This window comes from Halomonas saccharevitans (assembly GCF_032333995.1).
Classification (GTDB): Bacteria; Pseudomonadota; Gammaproteobacteria; order Pseudomonadales; family Halomonadaceae; genus Halomonas; species Halomonas saccharevitans.
Genome location: NZ_JAVXUR010000002.1, coordinates 519,739 through 538,928, shown reverse-complemented (window position 1 = coordinate 538,928; position 19,190 = coordinate 519,739). Strand labels below are relative to the sequence as shown.

The following is a 19,190-nucleotide window of genomic DNA, read 5'->3' as shown; positions in this document are numbered from 1 at the left end:
TTTCCAGACGAGGAACCTGCTTCCATGAACGTGCGCAAGATGACCGACCTCGACCTCAGCGGCCAGCGGGTGCTGATCCGCGAGGACCTGAACGTGCCCGTCAAGCACGGCAAGGTGACCAGCGACGCCCGCCTGCGGGCCAGCCTGCCGACCATCAATGCCGCCCTCGAGGCCGGCGCCCGGGTGATGCTGATGAGCCACCTGGGTCGCCCCACCGAGGGCGAGCCGGCCGAGGAGTTCTCGCTGGCCCCGGTGGCCGATCACCTGGGCGAGCTGCTGGGTCGCCCGGTGCGCCTGGTCGCGGCCTACCTGGACGGCGAGGTCGAGGTGGCCGACGGCGAGGTGGTGCTGCTAGAGAACGTGCGCTTCAACCGCGGCGAGAAGCAGGATGACGAGGCCCTGGCGAAGCGTTACGCCGCGCTGTGCGACGTCTTCGTGATGGACGCCTTCGGCACCGCCCATCGCGCCCAGGCCTCCACCCACGGCGTGGCGCGCTTCGCGCCGGCCGCCTGCGCCGGCCCGCTGCTGGCCGCCGAGCTCGACGCCCTGGAGAAGGCGCTGGCCTCGCCGAAGCGGCCAATGGCCGCGATCGTCGGCGGCTCCAAGGTCTCCACCAAGCTCGAGGTGCTCAACGCCCTCTCCGAGAAGTGCGACCAGCTGATCGTCGGTGGCGGCATCGCCAACACCTTCATCGCCGCGGCCGGCTACAACGTCGGCAAGTCGCTGCACGAGGCCGACCTGATCGATCAGGCCAAGGCGCTGATGGCCAAGGTCGAGATCCCGCTGCCCACCGACGTGGTGGTGGCCACCGAGTTCTCCGACTCGGCCTCCGCGGTGGTCAAGCCCGTCGACCAGGTGCGCGATGACGAGATGATCCTCGACATCGGCCCCGAGACCGCCGGGCGCCTGGGCGGCCTGCTCAAGGACGCCGGCACCATCCTCTGGAACGGCCCGGTCGGCGTGTTCGAGATCGACCAGTTCGGCCACGGCACCGAGGCGCTGTCGCGGGCCATCGCCGAGAGCCACGGCTTCTCCATCGCCGGCGGCGGCGACACCCTCGCGGCCATCGACAAGTACGGCATCGAGGACCGCGTCTCCTACATCTCCACCGGCGGCGGCGCCTTCCTCGAGTACGTGGAGGGCAAGACCCTGCCCGCGGTGGCCGCCCTGGAAGACGCCGCCGCCCGCTGAGGCGCCGGCAGCCCCGATTTCCCAGCCGGCGCGGCCCGAGTCGCCGCGCCGACACGACCCGACAGACCACAGGAGCCCCCATGGCACTGATCAGCATGCGACAGATGCTGGACCACGCCGCCGAATACGGTTACGGCGTGCCGGCCTTCAACGTCAACAACCTCGAGCAGATGCGCGCCATCATGGAAGCCGCCGACGAGACCGACTCGCCGGTGATCGTCCAGGCCTCCGCGGGCGCCCGCAAGTACGCCGGTGCCCCCTTCCTGCGCCACCTGATCCTGGCTGCCGTCGAGGAGTTCCCGCACATCCCGGTGGTCATGCACCAGGACCACGGCACCAGCCCCGCGGTGTGCCAGCGCTCCATCCAGCTGGGTTTCTCCTCGGTGATGATGGACGGCTCGCTCAAGGAAGACGGCAAGACCCCGGCCGACTACGCCTACAACGTCGACGTCACCCGTCGCACCGTCGAGATGGCGCACGCCTGCGGCGTCTCCGTCGAGGGTGAGCTGGGTTGCCTGGGCAGCCTCGAGACCGGCATGGCCGGCGAGGAAGACGGCGTGGGCGCCGAGGGCAAGCTCGACATGGAGCAGCTGCTCACCGACCCGGAAGAGGCCGCCGAGTTCGTCAAGGCGACCCAGGTGGATGCCCTGGCCATCGCCATCGGCACCAGCCACGGCGCCTACAAGTTCACCCAGCCGCCCACCGGCGACACCCTCTCCATCCAGCGCATCAAGGAGATCCACGCCCGCATCCCCGAGACCCACCTGGTGATGCACGGCTCCTCCTCGGTGCCCCAGGAGTGGCTGGCGATCATCAACGAGTTCGGCGGCGCCATCCCCGAGACCTACGGCGTGCCGGTCGAGGAGATCGTCGAGGGCATCAAGCACGGCGTGCGCAAGGTCAACATCGACACCGACCTGCGCCTGGCCTCCACCGGCGCGGTGCGTCGCTTCCTGGCCGAGAACCCGGCCGAGTTCGACCCGCGCAAGTTCCTCAAGGCCAGCACCGCGGCCATGAAGGAGGTCTGCAAGGCCCGCTACGAGGCCTTCGGCACCGCCGGCAACGCCAGCAAGATCAAGCCGATCAACCTCGAGGAGATGTTCCTGCGCTACGAACGCGGCGAACTCGATCCGCGGGTGAAGTGATCGCGACGGAGTGATCGAAAAAGGGGCGGCCAAGGGGCCGCCCCTGTCGTTTCCGGTGTCGGTGACGCCCTCAGCGCAGGCGGCCGACCCGCACCAGCCCCGCCTCGTCCGCGCGCACTACGATGATCTCCCCGGAGCCGACGCCGCCGCCCACCAGCGCGGTGATGTTCACCTGATGGGTGACCAGCAGCAGGTTGCCCTCGCCGTTCCAGCCGCGAATCAGGGCGCGAGTCGAGGCGGTCTGGCGCTCGGCCGTCGCGCGATCGCGAAAGAAGGAGTCCAGCGCCGGGGTGGGGATGACGTCGCCAAGCCCGAGCAGCCGGGCGGTCTCGAGGCAGCGGCACCAGCGGCTGGAGCGCACCTCACCGATCTCGATCCCCCGTTCGCGAAACCGCGCACCGATCCGACGCGCCTGCTCACGCCCGGCATCCGACAGGTTGCGCTGGGTCGCACAGTCGCCCAGGCGGAAGTCGGCCGGATCCCCGATGCCGGGGGCCAGGGCGTGACGCATCAGCGCGACATGGCCGCCTCGGGCAAGCGCCGCCAAGGCGGTATCATCGCCGTCCTGCGCATTGGCCATGGCCGGATGAGCGGCGATCAAGGCGAGGAGTACCACCCGCAGGAGCACCCGCCTCAGCAGGGGCAGCCGCGACGGCATCGGGTGAGCTGAGTGCATATTGACCTCGTGGGCGATTCGCGAAGACCGACAGCGCGGTGACTCGTTCAGACTAGCCCATCGAGTATCGACCGCCGGTGGGAATAACCCTGACCTGGCGGGGTATCCCACGTTACGCTCGTGATGCTCAACGCCGAGGAGCCTTCCATGGACAGCACACCACGCTTGCCACACCCAACGGCCAGAGTCGGGAAGCCTATCCCATGACCTCACTGCTCAACGACCTGTCCCTGGCCGCCGCCTTTTCGCTGTTCGCCGGCTGCGCGCTGGTGATCGGCGTGGTGGGCACTCGGCTGACCGGCATCGTCGATGACCTGGCGGATCGCACCGGCCTGGGCGAGGCCATCGCCGGCACCCTGCTGCTGGGCATGGCCACCTCGCTGTCGGGGCTGATGGTTTCGGCCTCGGCGGCCCTGGCCGACCGCCCGACCCTGGCGATGAGCAATGCGCTCGGCGGCATCGCCGTGCAGACGCTGTTTCTGACCGTCGCCGACATCACCCATCGGCGCGCCAACCTGGAGCATGCCGCCGCCTCGCTTGGCAACCTGATGCAGGGGGGGCTGCTGCTGTGCCTGCTGTCGCTGGTGCTGGTCGGTCGCTTCGCCCCCGAGTGGACCCTCTGGCAGGTGCATCCCGTCACCCCGCTGCTGCTGCTCGTCTACCTGTTCGGCCTGCGCCTGGTGAGCCTCAGCCGTGACAACCCCATGTGGCGACCCGCTCAGACCCGCGACACCGAACCCGACGTGCCCGATGAACAGGCCATGGGCCGCTCGGCGACGCGACTGTGGCTCGCCTTCGCGGGGCTCGCGGCGCTGCTCGGCGTGAGCGGCTGGCTGCTGGAGCGCTGCGCGGCGGTGATCGCCGAACAGACCGGCCTCGGCCAATCGGTGGTGGGGGCGCTGATGACCGCGGTGGTCACCTCGCTGCCGGAGCTGGTCACCTCGATCGCGGCGGTGCGACGCGGCGCTCTGACGCTGGCCGTGGCGGGGATCATCGGCGGCAACGCCTTCGATACCCTCTTCGTGGCGGCCTCGGACATCGCCTACCGCGGCGGTTCGATCTATCACGCCATTCCCGACGCGGTCTCGCTGTGGGTCGCCCTGGCGATGCTGATGACCGCCATCCTGATGGTCGGGATGCTGCATCGCGAGCGCCAGGGCCCGGCGCGCATCGGCTTCGAGAGCGTCGGCATCATCGCCTGCTACCTGGCCGGAGCGCTCACGCTGCTGCTGTCGCCCTGAGGGGCGAGGCGCCCCGAGAAAGCCAGCTACTGTCGCCTTCCCGGCCGGTGCTCGCACGGCGGATGCTCGCAGGGCCGGTCATGGCGAAGGCCGACGACCGGACTAGGAGTGAGCGCCGCGACGCCGCCGACGCGCATCGAGCCAGGCGAACAGATAGCCGCGCGGCTCATCGACGCCGGTGACGACATAGTGAAGCGTGTAGGGGTTATGCAGGGTCGCCTGGAGCATCGACTCCGACCAGGGGGTACCGCAGAGAAGGATCTCGTCGTCGACACTCAGCGGAAAATCCGCATCCGGCAACATGATCGACTCGCCGTCCCGGTGAACGGCCAGCGCCTCACACGCCAGTCGTGCCGGGAACGCACGCGCATCGCAGCACAGCGGCCCCAGGGCCAGGCTCCCCCCTTCCTCCAGATAGTCGACCACCGCCGGTGCTTGGCTCGGGACCAGCCTGATCGACCACAGGTGCGGGGGCTCTTCGCCCACGGCCGCCTTGAGCCTTGCCACCAGGGCGCGCGTCTGGGCCGGTTCGCGCCCTGCGAGCCAGTCGATCAGTTCCTGCACCAGGGGCGAAATCAACAGTTTCAGGATCCGGCGCGCCGTAGTCAGGCTGTGCTGGAGGACGAGGTCGGCCCGAGCGGCATCGAACGCGACCTGATTCTCGTGACTGTTCTGGCGCACGATGCGAAACGCCTGGGGGTTGAGCTCGGTGACCGAGAGCAGCGTGCTGAGGTTGTCGGCATCGCGATTCGTCGCGGCGATGACCCCGGCGGCGTCATCGATCCCCGCGGTCATCAGGGCCGCATGATCGGCATGCGCACGGACGATGGCCGTCCCCTCTTCGACCTGGTTGGCGTCCACCTCCGGGTCGATGATGCAGACGTCGAGGCCGTGAGCCTGGAGGTTGCGATGGATCCAGCGGCCCATTCGCCCGTACCCGCAGAGGATCCAATTGCCCCGCGGCACCTGAACCGGCGCGCCCAGCTCGACGCCGCGCGTCCCCACGAACCAGGCATTGAGGTTATGCAGCTCGGAGCGCGCGATCGCCCGGGAGACGAGCTGGGCAAAGATCTCGAACGGATCGACGACCGTGACATTGTCCAGCGCCCGCAGATTGGCCTCGTGGCGTGCCGAGGTCGAACGGCAGATGACCCGCAGCCGCGGATTGAGGTGGCGCGCCATCACCGCGATCTTGAGGTTGACGTCGTCATCGTTGGTCAGCGCGACCAGGGCTCGGCAGGCCGGGTGCTCCACCCCCGCGGCCAGCAAGTGCTTCGGCGCGCTGGCATCCGCGTGCAGGCCCGGCATCGGGACCGTGTAGTCGCGCACGCCCAGGGCCTTGATGCGCTCGGGGTCGGCATCGAGGATCACCGCGCGCATCCGGTGGTCGCTCAGGCCCCGGGCCAGCAGGCTGCCGGCATCGCCGAACCCGCAGAGGATGACGAAGGGTTCCGCATTGCTCTTGACCTTGCGGGCGAACCGGAAGCCGTCCATGGCCTGGATGAAATGGGGATTCTGCACCAGCTGAATCAGCGAGCCGATCGCATAGAACCAGGCGATGACGCCGGTATAGAGGCAGAAGATCGTCCACAGCCGCTGCTCCTCGCTGAAGCCGTTCGGCAGCTCGCCGAACCCGGTGGTGGTCGCCGTGTAGGTGAAGAAGTAGAAGGCATGGAAGAGGTTCATGTGGGTCGTCTCGCCCTCGACGACCTTTCCCGGCATCAGGGCCATGCCCATGATGCCCACCGAATAGACGAACAGCAGCACGAACAGCGGCCGGCGCATGTAGCGCAGCACGATCATCGCCACGCGGTCGAGATCGGAGGTCGGCGTCACGGGGTCAGTCCTCCCTGTGCCTGTTCCGGATGGCGGCGGCCACGCTGAACTCAGCCACGCATGACGTCAGCGCCGCGAGAGCAGCGTATCGCCGACCAGGATCACCGTCGCGATGATGTTCGCGACCAGCGCCCCCATGGCGATCGAGACGATATCGGCCATGTCGCCCGGCCCCGGCCCGCTGCCGCCCTCGGGGTCGGCGACGATCCAGACGATGCGCGCCGTGATCAGCAGCAAGCCGGCCACCAGGCCAGACGCCAGCAGCAAGGCCCCGGTCTGGGAGCGGTCCCCCAGTTTCAAGCCGATGGCGACCAGGTTGACGATGATGGTGAAGGTGAGGATCCAGACATTATGATGGGCGGCCGTCTCGACGCCCCCCGCCACGAAGGCGGCGTTGAGGCTCAGGGTGAGAATGACGAAAAAACCAAAGACGACGCGTTCGAGATTCATGAACCTGCTCCTGACCGGGGCGCGCCGTCAGTATAGGCATGAATTCTCATATACCGCGACCGTCGGCGGTGGGGGTCGAGCCGAGGCACGGTGAGCTCCTGGCGCCGACCGGCTCCCGAGATTCAAGAACACTGTTCACAAAATGCGAAAACTGGGCTTTACTGTTGGGCAGGACGTTCCGATATCTGTAACAATAACGTTATGACTTTTTGACTTCCCATGAGGCCCGGTGATGGCACGCCCCCTCTGCCTGCTCTTCGATTGTGACGGCACCCTGGTCGACAGCGAACCGCTGCTCGCCAGCGAGATGTCCTCGAGCCTCACCGAGGCCGGCCTGCCGTTTCGTCCCAGCGACTACATGGGAGAGTTTCGCGGCGCCCGCTTTCGGCGTATCGTCGCTGCGCTGGAGCAGCGCTACGGCAGCGTCGACCCCGAGCGGCTCGATGCCCTAGAGGCCCGCATGCGCGCCAACCTCAATCGGCGCCTGGCCAGTGAACTGATCGCCATCGACGGCGCCGCCGAGGCGCTGGCCGCCCTGACCGGCCACCCCATGGGCGTGGTCTCCAACGGCCCGGAGAACAAGATCCGCACCTCGCTTGACGCCACCGGCCTCTCCGCGATGTTCGGCGACCGCCTGTTCAGCGCCTATACCGCCCAGTGCTGGAAACCCGACCCCTGTCTCTTCCACCATGCCGCCAGCCGGATGGGCTTCGCCTCGGAAGACTGCGTGGTGATCGACGACGCCATGGTCGGCGTGCGCGGCGCCCTGGCCGCCGGCATGACGGTGATCCATCTCAACCGCTTCCCCGACGTGGAAGAGACCCCCGCCGGGGCGATCATGATCAGCAACATGTTCCAGCTGCCCACGGTCATCGCCCATCTGGAAACGAGCCGCGCTCTGGCCGCCCACGCCTGAGCGCCGTGCCTCTAGTCACCATGCCTGTCCACACCGCCTGTCCATCCCCCTGATCACGCCTGCCACTCACAACCTGCTATCCACAACCTACTATCCACAGCCTGCTGTGCATGGAATGTCTTGCGTGGGCTGTGGATAGTCTGGCGGATGCAGCCCGCCGCCGGGATGGCTATCATCGCAGCGACACACGCAATCGCGAGGAGGCCCCATGGCATCCCTTAAGGAGCAGCTCGGTGGGCTGGTCTATTCCACCGAACACGGCGATACCTGCCCGGAGTGCCGCCGCCCCCTGGCCGAGTGCGCCTGTGCCGAGCAGGCCGAACAGCGGCGCCTGGCCGAGCTCGACGGCACGGTGCGCATTCGTCGCGAGACCAGCGGCCGCAGGGGCAAGGGCGTGACCACCCTGGAGGGCATCCCGCTACCGGCCGACGAGCTCAAGACCCTGGCCAAAGCGCTCAAGAAGCGCTGCGGCACGGGCGGTGCCGTCAAGGAGGGGATCATCGAGATCCAGGGCGACCAGCGCGAGGTGCTCAATGCCGAGCTCGAGCAGCGCGGCTACCGGGTCAAGCTGGCCGGCGGCTGAACGAGGCCCCGGGGGCTGAGTCCAGCGCCTCGCACAGGCCCACCAGGGCGTCGGCGGAGGCGGCCACCTTCAGGGCATAGAGGTCGTCGGCGCGGGTACGGCCCAGGTTGAGGCAGGCGATGGGCCGCCCCTCCCTGGCCGCGGCCCGAGCGAAGCGGAACCCGGAGAAGACCATCAGCGACGACCCCACCACCAGCAGGGCATCGCTCTCGCCGAGCAGGGTGAAGGCGGCCTCCACGGTGTCGCGCGGCACGCTGTCGCCGAAGAACACCACGTCGGGCTTGTAGATGCCGTCGCCGCAGCGCGTGCAGCCGGGCACCCGGAAATCGGTGAAGTCTGCCTCGAGGTCGGCGTCGCCATCGGGCCCCGCCCGGGCGCCGACTTCCCGCCAGTAGGGATTGCGCTCGGCCAGTTCGGCGTGCAGGTCGTGGCGCATGCGTTGGGCGCCGCAGCCCATGCAGCGTACCCGATCGGCCCGGCCGTGCAGGTCGATCACCCGCCGCGAGCCGGCCCGCTGGTGCAGGCCGTCGACGTTCTGGGTGATCACGCCGTTCACGTGGCCCAGCGCCTCGAGCCGGGCCAGCGCCGCGTGGGCCGCGTTGGGGGTTGCCTCCTGCAGGGCGCGAAAGCCGATCAGCGCCCGCGCCCAGTAGCGCTGGCGCGCCGCGTGACTGCCCATGAACGCCTGGTGCTGCATCGGCGGGGGACGCTTCCAGTCGCCGTGGTCATCGCGGTAGTCGGGAATGCCGCTGGCCGTGCTGATGCCGGCGCCCGTGAGCACGGCCAGCCGCGGATGCCGGCGCACGAAAGTCGCCAGGGCCTCAAGGTCGTGGTCGCTGCCTGCCACGCTGCTCTGTCTAACGCTGCCTTGTCTCTCGCTGCGATGTTTCACGTCTGCCTCCTCGCGCCCACGTCCCGTGCCTCGCCGACCACGCCGAAGTGAGCATGGCCCCCCGGGGGGCAGGTTGTCTAGAATGGAGCTTCTCCCTCAGGGCAAGGACACCCGATGGCCTGGCTGGAATACCTGCTGCCGCTGATCTTCCTGTTTCCGCTGGCGGCCACCGCCGTCATCGTGCTGGCGCTGCGCAACCTGCACGATGCCCGGGTGCACTCGCCCTTCGATGCTCATCCGCTGAAGGAGCCCGGCCAGAGCCTGCGCGACCGCCTCGATCGCGCCTTCGCCGGCCTGTTCCTCGACGGCGCCCTGGGCCCCATCGTCGTCCTGGCGCCGCTGGTCTACGGCATGGGCCGCATGCTCTTCGCCGACCAGCAGAACTGGATCGAGTGGGCGCTCTACGGTGCCTTGAGCACCCTGCTGGTGCTGGTGTTCTGCTTGCTGCTGATCCGCGATTTCCAGCGCATCCGCCGGCTCAAGCTGGGGCTGGCCTGCGAGCTCGCCGTGGGTCAGGAGCTCGAGCGGCTGATCCGCCCCGAGGGCCATCCCTACTTCGTGTTCCACGACGTGCCGGGCGACGGCCGGTCCCTCGATCACGTGGCGGTCACCCCCCACGGCATCTTCGTGGTCGAGACTCGCGCCCGCCCGCCGGCCCTCTCAACCGGCGGCCAGGAGGACAACCGCGTCGTCGTCGAGGCGACGCGACTGCGTTTCCCCGGCTGGAACGAGCGGGCGCCGATGCACAGGACGCGCGAGGCCGCGCGCTGGCTGGCGACCTGGCTGGAGCGCCAGGTGGGCGAGGCGGTGCCGGTCAAGGGGGTGCTGGCCCTGCCCGGCTGGCGGGTCGAGGAGGCGGGCGCGACGGATGATCTGCTGGTGGTCAACGGCGAGGATCTGGCGCGGCGCCTCAGCGAGAGCTCGCAGGGCGAGATCGACACCGCCCTGCACGACGCTGCCATCGTCGCCCTGCGTCAGCGCGCCAGCCTGGCGAGCCCGCCCCCCGCGGCCTGACCCCGAGCACCCCCGCCGATTCACCGAAGATCGCCGTCAATCAAAACTGACGATGCGCACCCGCGTCGCGCAGCGGCCGCGCGGCTGGCGCACCAGGCTCTCGGCCGCGGGGAAGCTCGCCAGCCGGTCGGCCGCGATACCGATCCGCACCTCGGTGAGCAGCCGGTTGCCCCGCCCGCCGCAGGAGAGCCGCAGCGCCCTCCCGGTCTGTTCGCCGAAGGCCGCCTCGAAGGCATCGATCAGCGCGTTGCGCGCCACCTCACCGCCCTGGTTCAGCGTCACGAAGGCGCCGAAGGCGCTCTCGTTGACCGCCTCGACCAGGGCCACCGAGGCCGCGAAGTAGGCGGCCTCGGGCAGCGCCAGGCAGGCGGCATGCTTGGCGTACTGGTAGCGATCCAGGCAGCTGGCGCGCCCCGGCATCGCCGCCTCGAGGCGCCGTGAAAGCCCCGCCGGCAGGTCCAGCGGCGGATGGGCGCGACAGAAGCCGCCATCGGCGCGGGGCGTCTCGAGAAAGCAGCCGTCGCGCCACCAGCGGCGCCGATCGACGCCCCGCTCGGCGAAGCGCTCGGGCAGCGAGGGCCACAGGCCGTGCAGCACGAACCCGCGATCGGCGCCCTCGGCAAGGGCCGGCTCGCGACACTCCCGCGGCGGACGTGAGCGGCTCGCGCAGAAGCCGGGGTGCCAGGTCAGCGCCAGGGTGTAGTGATCGAAGCCCTCGACCGGGAGCGCCGCGAGCGGGGCGTTTTGCTCTTCCCCCGAGGCCTGTGCGAACGACGCCTGTGCATCTTCCACCGCGCCCGATGCCTGCGCGCCCGACACGGCCGAGGCCGCCGCGAGGCTGGCCAGCAGTGCCAGCGCCAGCCCCCTCCCTAGATGACGCCAGCCTCCCATGCTCAGTCCCCCCTCAGCCGGCCGCCCATCTCCTGGGCCAGGTCCACCGCGTAGTGGTCGGTCATGCCGCCGATGAAGTCGAGCATGCGCCGGTAGCTGTCATAGAGGCTCCAGGAGGATCGCGGGGTGTTCTCACCGATCAGCGCCAGCACCCGCTGGTGCTTGAAGGTGGAGCGGCCCTGGTAGTGCAGCTCGTGGGCGGCGCCGATAAAGGCCTCCAGCAGGATGCCTAGGGTGGTGTAGGCGCCGATCTCCAGCTTGGCCTTGCGCTCGTTCTGGAAGATCCGCTTGCGGGCCAGCTGCTTGGCCGCCTTTACCCCCCAGCCGAGGTCCGGATGGCAGAGCTCCAGAAGATCGTCCTGGAGGCGCCCGCCCAGAAGCTCCGTCTCGTGCTGCACGAAGACCGCGCCGACGTCGCTCACCGCGCGCTCCATGGCGGCCCCGCGCAGGGCGGCGATGCGCCGGCGCTGGGAGACGCCGCTCTGCTGCATCTCGGCGTAGTCCGGCGGCACGCCGCCGGCGATCTGGGTGAGGATCTCGGCCACCTCGTCGAAGCCGAGGATGCCCATCTCCAGGCCGTCCTCGAGGTCGAGCAGCGCGTAGCAGATGTCGTCGGCCGCCTCGACCAGCCAGGCCAGCGGGTGGCGACACCAGCGATCCTGGCCGCGGGGCAGCAGGCCGAGCCGGTCGGCCACCTCCTCGAGCAGTGCGCGTTCGCTCTGGTAGCAGCCGAACTTGCCGGCCGCCCCGCCGTGCTCGACGGTCCAGGGATACTTGAGCAGGGTACCCAGCGTCGCGGTGGTCAGGCGCATGCCGCCGCGGAACTGGTTGTACTCGATCTGGGTGACGATGCGAAAGCCCTGGGCGTTGCCCTCGTAGGTGAGCAGGTCCTCGCGCTCGCGCGCCGACAGCCCGTCGAGCAGCCCGCTGCCATCGACCTCGGCGCGGGCGAACCAGTCGCGGATGGCGTACTCGCCGGCGTGGCCGAAGGGCGGGTTGCCGATGTCGTGCCCGAGGCACGCCGCCTGGACGATCACCCCCAGATCGGCCGGGGTGATCCAGGCCGGCAGGCGCTCACTGAGGCGCTCACCGACGATCATGCCGAGCGAGCGCCCCACGCAGCCCACCTCCAGCGAATGCGTCAGGCGGGTGTGGATATGGTCGTTATCGGTCAGCGGGTGCACTTGAGTCTTGCGCCCCAGGCGGCGGAAGGAGCCGGCGAAGACGATCCGGTCGTGATCCTTGTGGAAGGGGCTGCGGCCGATCTCGCCGCGCCCGCTCCCGGGGCGCGCGCCGCGACGGTCGTGCAGCCGCCCCGGATCGAGCAGCCGCTCCCAGCTCATCTGCGTCATGGGCAATCTCTCCTTGGAGGTTCCATTCTGGCACCGGGATGCGCGAGATTGCCATCGCCGCGCCGCGGGCTTGCAGGATAGCGACGCTCGATCGCCATATCGTTTCGCCGACTAACAAATTTCCATAGAATCGCCTGCATACGCCGTGCCTTTCAGTAAAAACACCAGATAAAAGCGAGCCAGGCCACAGGGTCGCCTGACATCACACGACTCGGCACGGTCCGTGACGCCACCAACACCTCACAAGGCAGACGATCCATGTCCTCAACCTCCGATGCCCCCGACGCGACGTCCCGACGGGATCACGGCTTCTTCGGCCACCCCCGCCCGCTGGGGTCGCTGTTCTTCACCGAGATGTGGGAGCGCTTCTCCTACTACGGCATTCGCCCGCTGCTGGTGCTGTTCATGGCCGCCGGCCTCGCCGAGGGCGGCCTGGGCTTCAGCCGCGAGGACGCCGCGGCCATCGTCGGCATCTACGCCGGCGCCATCTATCTCTCGGCCCTGCCCGGCGGCTGGCTGGCCGACAACTGGCTCGGCCAGCGCCGCGCCGTCTGGTACGGCTCGATCCTGATCGCCCTGGGCCACCTGGCCATCGCCCTCTCGGCGCTGTGGGGCGCCACCGCCTTCTTCATCGGCCTGCTGCTGATCGTGCTGGGCTCGGGGCTGTTCAAGACCTGCATCACCGTGATGGTGGGTAGCCTCTACGACGAGGGCGATGCGCGCCGCGACGGCGGCTTCGCGATCTTCTACATGGGCATCAACCTGGGCGCCCTGCTGGCCCCGCTGATGACCGGGCTGCTGATCGAGAGCGGCGGCTGGCACTGGGGCTTCGGCATCGGCGGGCTGGGCATGCTGGCCGCGCTGCTGATCTTCCGCCTCTGGGCGATTCCCGCCATGCGCCGCGCCGACCGCCAGCAGGGCCGCGACTCCAGCTGGGACGCCCCAGCCGTACAGCGCCGCGGCGTGGGCCTGGCGGTCTCGGGACTGTCGATCCTCGCCGCCGCCCTGGTGAGCCTCGCGGCCGTCGGAATGATCCAGCTGGAGCCGGTGGCGATCGCCGAGGCCATGACCAGCGTGATCATCGTCTGCGCCCTGGGCTTCTTCGTCTACCTGTTGGCCTTCGCCGGCCTCGACGCCCGCGAGCGCGCCCGGGTGGTGGTGGCCTTCCTGCTGATCGTCGCCTCGGCCTTCTTCTGGGCCTCCTTCGAGCAGCAGCCCACCTCCTACAACCTCTTCGCCAACGACTACACCGACCGCGCGCTGTTCGGCGGCTGGGAGATCCCCACGGTCTGGTTCCAGTCGCTCAACGCCGTCTTCATCATCCTGCTCGGCCCGCTGTTCGGCTGGCTGTGGCCGCTGCTGGGCCGCCGCGGCCTGGAACCGAGCAGCGCCACCAAGTTCGTGATGGGCCTGCTGTTCGCCGCCGCCGGCTTCGGCCTGATGATGCTCGCCGCGCGCCAGGTGCTCGTCGGCGACGGCCTGGTCTCGCCGCTGTGGATCACCGCCAGCCTGCTGCTGCTGACCCTCGGCGAGATGTGCCTGAGCCCGGTGGGCCTCTCCACCATGAGCACCCTGGCGCCCCGGCGCATCCGCGGCCAGCTGATGGGGCTGTGGTTCACCTCGCTGGCGCTGGGCAACCTGGTGGCCGGGCTGATCGGCGGCAACGTCAGCGCCGACAAGCTCACCGAGCTGCCGGCGCTGTTCGGCCGCTCGGCCGTGGCGCTGGTACTCTGTGCCCTGGTACTGGCGCTGCTGACGCCGCTGATCAGCCGCATGCTCAAGGGCAGCCAGCAGGATGCCGCTGCCTCGTCCCCTTCCACTTCCACCACCGGAGCCTGACATGAGCCACGCCCCCTCGACTCCCGCGGATCGCCTCGCCGCCCTGCGCGCCGCCATGCGCGAACACGCCATCGACGCCTGGTGGCTGCCCTCCTCCGACCCCCATAACTCCGAGTATCTGCCCGAGCACTGGGCCGGCCGCGCCTGGCTCTCCGGCTTCGACGGCTCGGTGGGCACCCTGGTGGTGACCCAGGACGCCGCCGGGCTGTGGGTCGACAGCCGCTACTTCGTGCAGGCCGAGGCCCAGCTGGCGGGCTCCGGCATCGAGATGATGAAGCTCGTCCAGGGCCAGGCGACGGCGCCCATGACCTGGCTGGCCGAGCGCCTGCCGGCCGGCGCCACCCTCGGCTACGACGCCCAGGTGGTGTCGCTGGCCCACGCGCGGCAGATGGAGGAGATCCTCGGCCCGGTCGGCATCGCCCGGCGCGGCGACCTGGACCTGCTCGACGCCGTCTGGCCGGACCGCCCGGCGCTGCCCGCCCAGCCGCTCTACGCCCAGCCCGCCGCCTTCCGGGACGAGACGCGCCCCGAGCGCCTGGCGCGGCTTCGCGCGGCCATGGCCGAGCACGGCGCCGACTGGCACCCGATCTCGACCCTGGACGACATCGCCTGGCTGACTCAGCTGCGCGGCGACGACGTCGCCTACAACCCGGTGTTCCTCGCCCACCTGCTGGTCGGCCGCGAGACGGCCACCCTGTTCGTCGCCCCCGGTACCCTCGAGGCCGAGCTCGAGGCGGCGCTGGCCGCCGACGGCATCGCCGTCGCCCCCTACGACGCCTGGCGCGCGCGCCTCGCCGCCCTGCCGGCCGATGAGCGCGTGCTGCTCGACCCGGCCAAGCTGACCCTGGGCACCCGCGAGGCGCTGCCCGCAGAGATGGCGGTGGTCGAGGCCTTCCAGCCCAGCACCCTGGACAAGGGCCGCAAGAGCGACGCCGAGCTGGCCCACGTGCGCCGCACCATGGAGGCCGACGGCGCCGCCCTGTGCCGCTTCTTCGCCTGGCTGGAGCGGGCGCTATCCGAGGGCGAGCGGGTCACCGAGCTGGACGTGGAGACGCGGCTGCGCGAGGAGCGCGTCCGGGATCCCCACTTCGTCAGCGAGAGCTTCAACACCATCGCCGCCTTCAACGCCAACGGTGCCCTGCCCCACTACCGGGCCACGCCCGAGGCCCACGCGGTGATCGCGGGCGACGGCCTGCTGCTGATCGACTCCGGCGGCCAGTACCACGGCGGCACCACCGACATCACCCGCATGGTGCCGGTGGGCGAGGTCTCGGCGGCCCAGCGCGAGGACTGCAGCCTGGTGCTCAAGGGCACCATCGCGCTGTCCCGGGCCCGGTTCCCGGAGGGCATCGCCGCGCCGCGCCTGGACGCCATCGCCCGGGCGCCACTGTGGGCCACCGGCCGCGACTACGGCCACGGCACCGGCCACGGCGTGGGCTACTTCTTGAACGTCCACGAGGGGCCCCAGGTGATCAGCGCCGGCGCGCCGGTGGCGCCCCACACCGCCATGCGCGCGGGGATGATCACCTCCATCGAGCCCGGCGTGTACCGCCCGGGGCAGTGGGGCGTGCGCATCGAGAACCTGGTCGCCAACCGGCCGGCCGAGGCGAGCGACTTCGGCGACTTCCTGCGCTTCGAGACGCTGACCCTGTGCCCGATCGACACCCGCTGCCTCGATGTCGCGCTGCTCGACGCCGCCGAGGCCGACTGGCTCGACGCCTACCACGCCGAAGTGCGTGAACGCCTCGCGCCCAGGCTCGAGGGCGACGCCCTGGCCTGGCTCGAGGCGCGCACCCGGCCGCTCGCGCGCGGCTGATCGCGCACCGCTCCCGCGGGGCGAGGCTCGACAAAAGGGGCGCCGGCATGCCGGCGCCCCTTTTTGATGCAGGCTGTTCTCTCGCTCCTCGCCGCACGTCCTCCGCCAGCATCGGCGGCTTCGTGCCTTAATCCTCCGCCGGCACCAGCGGCAAGATATTGAGCTTGCCGGTCCTTCAAGAAAGAGGGCATTGCGCCCCCAGCCCAGTAGTTCCGCGGCCTCGCCGATCGTGTGGGGAGCGCCCGCCGCTGGGCTTGAGCGCGGTCTCGATCAGGAGGCGCTCGTGAGCTCTGGAAAGCGGCACCACCTCCTCATTCTCCTTCGGCCAGCGCCGGCAGCAGGGTCTTGAGCTTGCGGGTCAAGGTGTTGCGCCCCCAGCCCAGCAGCTCGGCGGCCTCGCCCTTGCGTCCGCCGGTATGCTTGAGGGCGGTCTCGATCAGGATGCGCTCGGAATTTCTGGAAAGCGGCACCGCCTCCTCACTCTCCTTCGGCCAGCGCCGGCAGCAGGGTCTTGAGCTTGCGGGTCAAGGTGTTGCGCCCCCAGCCCAACAGCTCGGCGGCCTCGCCCTTGCGTCCGCCGGTATGCTTGAGGGCGGTCTCGATCAGGATGCGCTCGAAGTCCGGCACCGCCTCCTCGAGCAGGTGGGTATGGCCGTCGCTCAGCGCGCGGTCGGCCCAGTCGCGGAAGGCGGTGCGCCAGTCGCCGACGCTGCCCTCGGTGGCGCCGGGCTCGCGCAGCTCCGGCGGCAGGTCCTCGACCAGCACCTCGCGGCCGGAGGCCATCACGGTCAGCCAACGGCAGGTGTTCTCGAGCTGGCGGACGTTGCCCGGCCAGGGCAGCCGGGTGATGTGAGCCTCGGCCTCGGGGGTGAGCACCTTGATGTCGGTGGCGAGCTCCTTGGCCGCCTCGGAGAGGAAGTGGCGCGCCAGCCGCGGAATGTCCTCGCGGCGCTGGGACAGGGTGGGCAGGTGCACGCGAATCACGTTGAGGCGATGGAACAGATCCTCTCGGAAGCGCCCGTCCTCCACCAGGGTCTCGAGGTTCTGGTGGGTGGCGGCGATGATGCGCACATCCACCTTCACCGAGGTGTGGCCGCCTACCCGATAGAACTCGCCGTCGGCCAGCACCCGCAGAAGGCGGGTCTGGGTCTCGGCCGGCATGTCGCCGATCTCGTCGAGGAACAGGGTGCCGCCGTTGGCCTGCTCGAAGCGCCCCTGGCGCTGGGCCGTGGCGCCGGTGAAGGCGCCCTTCTCGTGGCCGAACAGCTCCGACTCGATCAGGTCCCTGGGAATCGCCGCCATGTTCAGGGCGATGAAGGGCTTGCCGGCTCGCGGGCTGTGCTGGTGCAGGGCGCGGGCGACGCGCTCCTTGCCGGTGCCCGACTCGCCGTTGATCAGCACCGTGATGTGCGAGTGCGACAGTCGGCCGATGGCGCGAAACACCTCCTGCATGGCCGGGGCCTCGCCGATGATCTCGGCATCCAGCCCCTCGGGCACGCTGACCGGGCGCTTGCGCTCGCGGGCATGGGCCACCGCCCGGCGCACCAGGGCCAGCGCCTCGTCGACGTCGAAGGGTTTGGGCAGGTACTCGAAGGCGCCGCCCTGATAGGAGGCCACGGCGCTGTCGAGGTCGGAGTGGGCGGTCATCACGATCACCGGCAGCTCCGGGTGGGCCTCGCGCACCCGGGCCATCAGGTCCAGGCCGTCGAGCCCCGGCATGCGGATATCGGTGACCAGCACCTCGGGCGGGTCCTCGAGCAGGCGCTCGAGGGCGTGATCGGCACGATCAAGGGTCTCCACCTCGAGATCGGGCTGGGCCAGGGCGCGCTCCAGCACCCAGCGAATGGCGCGGTCGTCGTCGACGACCACGACGCGGGCGACATCAGTCATGGCGCTTCTCCAGCGGAATCAGCAGTCGGAATTGGGTGTGGCCGGGGACCGAATCGCACTCGATCAGCCCCTGGTGCTGATGCAGGATCGACTGGGCGATCGAGAGTCCCAGGCCGCTGCCCTCGGCGCGACCGGAGACCATGGGGTAGAAGAGCGTCTCGCGCAGCGAGTCGGGGATCCCCGGGCCGTTGTCGATGATCGCCACCTCGCAGACCAGGCGATGGCGTTCGGCGCCCAGGGTGAACTGGCGGCGGGCGCGGGTCCGCAGCCTGAGCCGCGGCGAGGCGGTACCGGCCTCGGTCATCGCCTCCACGGCGTTGCGCGCCACATTGAGCAGGGCTTGGATCATCTGCGACTCGTCGCCGGAGAGCTCCGGCAGGCTGGGATCGTAGTCGCGCTCGATCCACACGGCCGGGTGTTCGACGATCAGCAGCGCGCGGACCCGCTCGAGCACCTTATGAATGTTGAGCGGCTCATGACGCACCATCCGGTTGGGCCCGAGCATCGAATCGACGAGGTCGCGCAGCCGATCGACCTCCTCGATGATGATGCGGGTGAACTCCTTGAGGCCGGGATCGGCGAGATCCCGCTCCAGCAGCTGGGCCGCCCCGCGGATCCCGCCCAGGGGGTTCTTGACCTCGTGGGCCAGTCCCCGGGCCAGCACCTTGATGGTCTCCTGGCGGGTCTGCAGCGCCTCCTCGCGGGAGATCCTCAAGAGCCGGTCGCGGGGCTCCACCTCGAGCAGCAACTCGTCGGCGCCGAGCGGCGACACCGTGTAGTCGACGGTCAGGACCTCGCCGGTGGTCAGCGTCAGGCGCGCCTCGCGCTGGGTGAAGGGATGGAATTCGTCTCGGGCCTTGGCCAGCAGCCCGCCGATATCCTCCTCCCCATCAATCAGGGATGGCAGGGGCTGGCCCTTGAGGCGGCTCAAGCTGATCGCCAGCAGCGCCTCCGCGGCCGGGTTCATCCAGCGCAGGTGCAGCTCGCCATCGAGTAGCAGCACCGCGGTGGTGAGATGTTCCATCAAGCGTCGATACATGAAGCCGTCCTGCCCGATCCGGTGAGCGCCTTCCGGAGAAGCGCCGTGAGCCTGCATGGGAGAAGACCTGCAAGAAGCGCGCCACCTCATGAGACGGCTGGCGGCGCCTTTCCGGGGCAGGACCGCCCCATCTTGGCGCACCACTTTAGTGCATCAGGCCATCGAACGCCCGTTTACGTGCCACTGTTTAGGTGAATCCCAGGGATGCCATCGTGTCTCGCGCCCGGGCGGGCCGATCGATCAGGGCACGTCGTGGGGCGAGAGCGGGCGGTGCAAACGCCGATCGATCGAGAAGCGCTCGCGCGTCGAGGGATCGCGCCGGTGATGCGGGGACGGCGGATAGTGGGGCAAGGGATGCCGGTACGGCGGGTAATGGGGCTTGGGGCCATGAATCGGCGGATAATGGGGAGGGTGAAAGG

General features: G+C 69.7%; 16 protein-coding genes and 1 pseudogene. 8 read left to right on the top strand and 9 right to left on the bottom strand.

What is annotated here, in order from left to right; genetic code table 11:
* Positions 1-24: 24 nt before the first annotated feature.
* Positions 25-1,191 carry a phosphoglycerate kinase gene (locus RSO68_RS07945; RefSeq protein ID WP_315586189.1) on the top strand — a complete coding sequence of 389 codons (1,167 nt, stop codon included), beginning with the start codon at positions 25-27 and terminating at the stop codon, positions 1,189-1,191.
* Positions 1,192-1,271: 80 nt separating this feature from the next.
* Positions 1,272-2,336, top strand: coding sequence for a class II fructose-bisphosphate aldolase (fba, locus tag RSO68_RS07940; RefSeq protein WP_089846649.1), 1,065 nt, complete (start codon positions 1,272-1,274; stop codon positions 2,334-2,336).
* 70 nt (positions 2,337-2,406) lie between these two features.
* Here fba and RSO68_RS07935 read toward each other — a convergent pair whose 3' ends face one another.
* A complete protein-coding gene (locus RSO68_RS07935) occupies positions 2,407-3,012 on the bottom strand; it encodes a histidine phosphatase family protein (protein ID WP_245781434.1) in 606 nt (201 codons plus the stop codon).
* Positions 3,013-3,215: 203 nt separating this feature from the next.
* On the opposite strand from RSO68_RS07935, the gene RSO68_RS07930 reads away from it, so the two are divergent.
* Positions 3,216-4,253, top strand: coding sequence for a sodium:calcium antiporter (locus RSO68_RS07930; RefSeq protein ID WP_315586188.1), 1,038 nt, complete (start codon positions 3,216-3,218; stop codon positions 4,251-4,253).
* Positions 4,254-4,355: 102 nt separating this feature from the next.
* On the opposite strand, the gene RSO68_RS07925 is transcribed toward RSO68_RS07930, so the two are convergent.
* Both RSO68_RS07925 and RSO68_RS07920 read right to left on the bottom strand, forming a co-directional pair.
* Positions 4,356-6,089, bottom strand: coding sequence for a potassium channel family protein (locus tag RSO68_RS07925; RefSeq protein WP_315586187.1), 1,734 nt, complete (start codon positions 6,087-6,089; stop codon positions 4,356-4,358).
* 66 nt (positions 6,090-6,155) lie between these two features.
* Positions 6,156-6,539, bottom strand: coding sequence for a DUF6394 family protein (locus tag RSO68_RS07920; protein ID WP_089846641.1), 384 nt, complete (start codon positions 6,537-6,539; stop codon positions 6,156-6,158).
* A gap of 232 nt (positions 6,540-6,771) precedes the next feature.
* Here RSO68_RS07920 and RSO68_RS07915 point away from each other — a divergent pair, with 232 nt between their 5' ends.
* Positions 6,772-7,455: an HAD family hydrolase gene (locus tag RSO68_RS07915; protein ID WP_315586186.1), complete on the top strand. Its 684-nt coding sequence runs from the start codon at positions 6,772-6,774 to the stop codon at positions 7,453-7,455.
* 208 nt (positions 7,456-7,663) lie between these two features.
* Positions 7,664-8,038, top strand: a complete 375-nt coding sequence (locus tag RSO68_RS07910; RefSeq protein WP_315586185.1) for a translation initiation factor Sui1 — start codon at positions 7,664-7,666, stop codon at positions 8,036-8,038.
* Here the strand turns inward: RSO68_RS07910 and RSO68_RS07905 are convergent.
* The gene (locus RSO68_RS07905) at positions 8,019-8,885 is read right to left on the bottom strand and encodes an NAD-dependent protein deacetylase (RefSeq protein ID WP_315586213.1); all 867 of its coding nucleotides are present in this window, start codon (positions 8,883-8,885) and stop codon (positions 8,019-8,021) included. The two genes, RSO68_RS07910 and RSO68_RS07905, sit on opposite strands and share 20 nt — an antisense overlap.
* A gap of 159 nt (positions 8,886-9,044) precedes the next feature.
* On the opposite strand from RSO68_RS07905, the gene RSO68_RS07900 reads away from it, so the two are divergent.
* Positions 9,045-9,944 (top strand): nuclease-related domain-containing protein, encoded by a 900-nt coding sequence (locus tag RSO68_RS07900; RefSeq protein WP_315586184.1) that lies wholly within the window; start codon positions 9,045-9,047, stop codon positions 9,942-9,944.
* Positions 9,945-9,980: 36 nt separating this feature from the next.
* On the opposite strand, the gene RSO68_RS07895 is transcribed toward RSO68_RS07900, so the two are convergent.
* A complete protein-coding gene (locus tag RSO68_RS07895) occupies positions 9,981-10,835 on the bottom strand; it encodes a ribonuclease T2 family protein (RefSeq protein ID WP_315586183.1) in 855 nt (284 codons plus the stop codon).
* Between the two features lie 2 nt (positions 10,836-10,837).
* Positions 10,838-12,187 carry a deoxyguanosinetriphosphate triphosphohydrolase gene (locus RSO68_RS07890; RefSeq protein WP_315586182.1) on the bottom strand — a complete coding sequence of 450 codons (1,350 nt, stop codon included), beginning with the start codon at positions 12,185-12,187 and terminating at the stop codon, positions 10,838-10,840.
* A 258-nt stretch (positions 12,188-12,445) separates the two neighbouring features.
* On the opposite strand from RSO68_RS07890, the gene RSO68_RS07885 reads away from it, so the two are divergent.
* Together RSO68_RS07885 and RSO68_RS07880 are read left to right on the top strand one after the other, a co-directional pair.
* The gene (locus tag RSO68_RS07885; RefSeq protein ID WP_315586181.1) at positions 12,446-14,026 is read left to right on the top strand and encodes a peptide MFS transporter; all 1,581 of its coding nucleotides are present in this window, start codon (positions 12,446-12,448) and stop codon (positions 14,024-14,026) included.
* A gap of 1 nt (position 14,027) precedes the next feature.
* Positions 14,028-15,842 (top strand): aminopeptidase P family protein, encoded by a 1,815-nt coding sequence (locus RSO68_RS07880; protein WP_315586180.1) that lies wholly within the window; start codon positions 14,028-14,030, stop codon positions 15,840-15,842.
* A gap of 311 nt (positions 15,843-16,153) precedes the next feature.
* On the opposite strand, the pseudogene RSO68_RS07875 reads toward RSO68_RS07880, so the two are convergent.
* The 3 genes and pseudogenes from RSO68_RS07875 to glnL all read right to left on the bottom strand — a co-directional run.
* A pseudogene (locus tag RSO68_RS07875) lies at positions 16,154-16,321 on the bottom strand (helix-turn-helix domain-containing protein); the annotation flags it as partial.
* Positions 16,320-17,732 carry a nitrogen regulation protein NR(I) gene (gene glnG, locus RSO68_RS07870; protein WP_089846626.1) on the bottom strand — a complete coding sequence of 471 codons (1,413 nt, stop codon included), beginning with the start codon at positions 17,730-17,732 and terminating at the stop codon, positions 16,320-16,322. The pseudogene RSO68_RS07875 and the gene glnG, both read right to left, overlap by 2 nt.
* Entirely contained in the window at positions 17,725-18,771 is a 1,047-nt protein-coding gene (gene glnL, locus RSO68_RS07865) for a nitrogen regulation protein NR(II) (RefSeq protein ID WP_315586179.1), read from the bottom strand. The genes glnG and glnL overlap by 8 nt, the downstream gene beginning before the upstream one ends.
* Positions 18,772-19,190 lie beyond the last annotated feature (419 nt).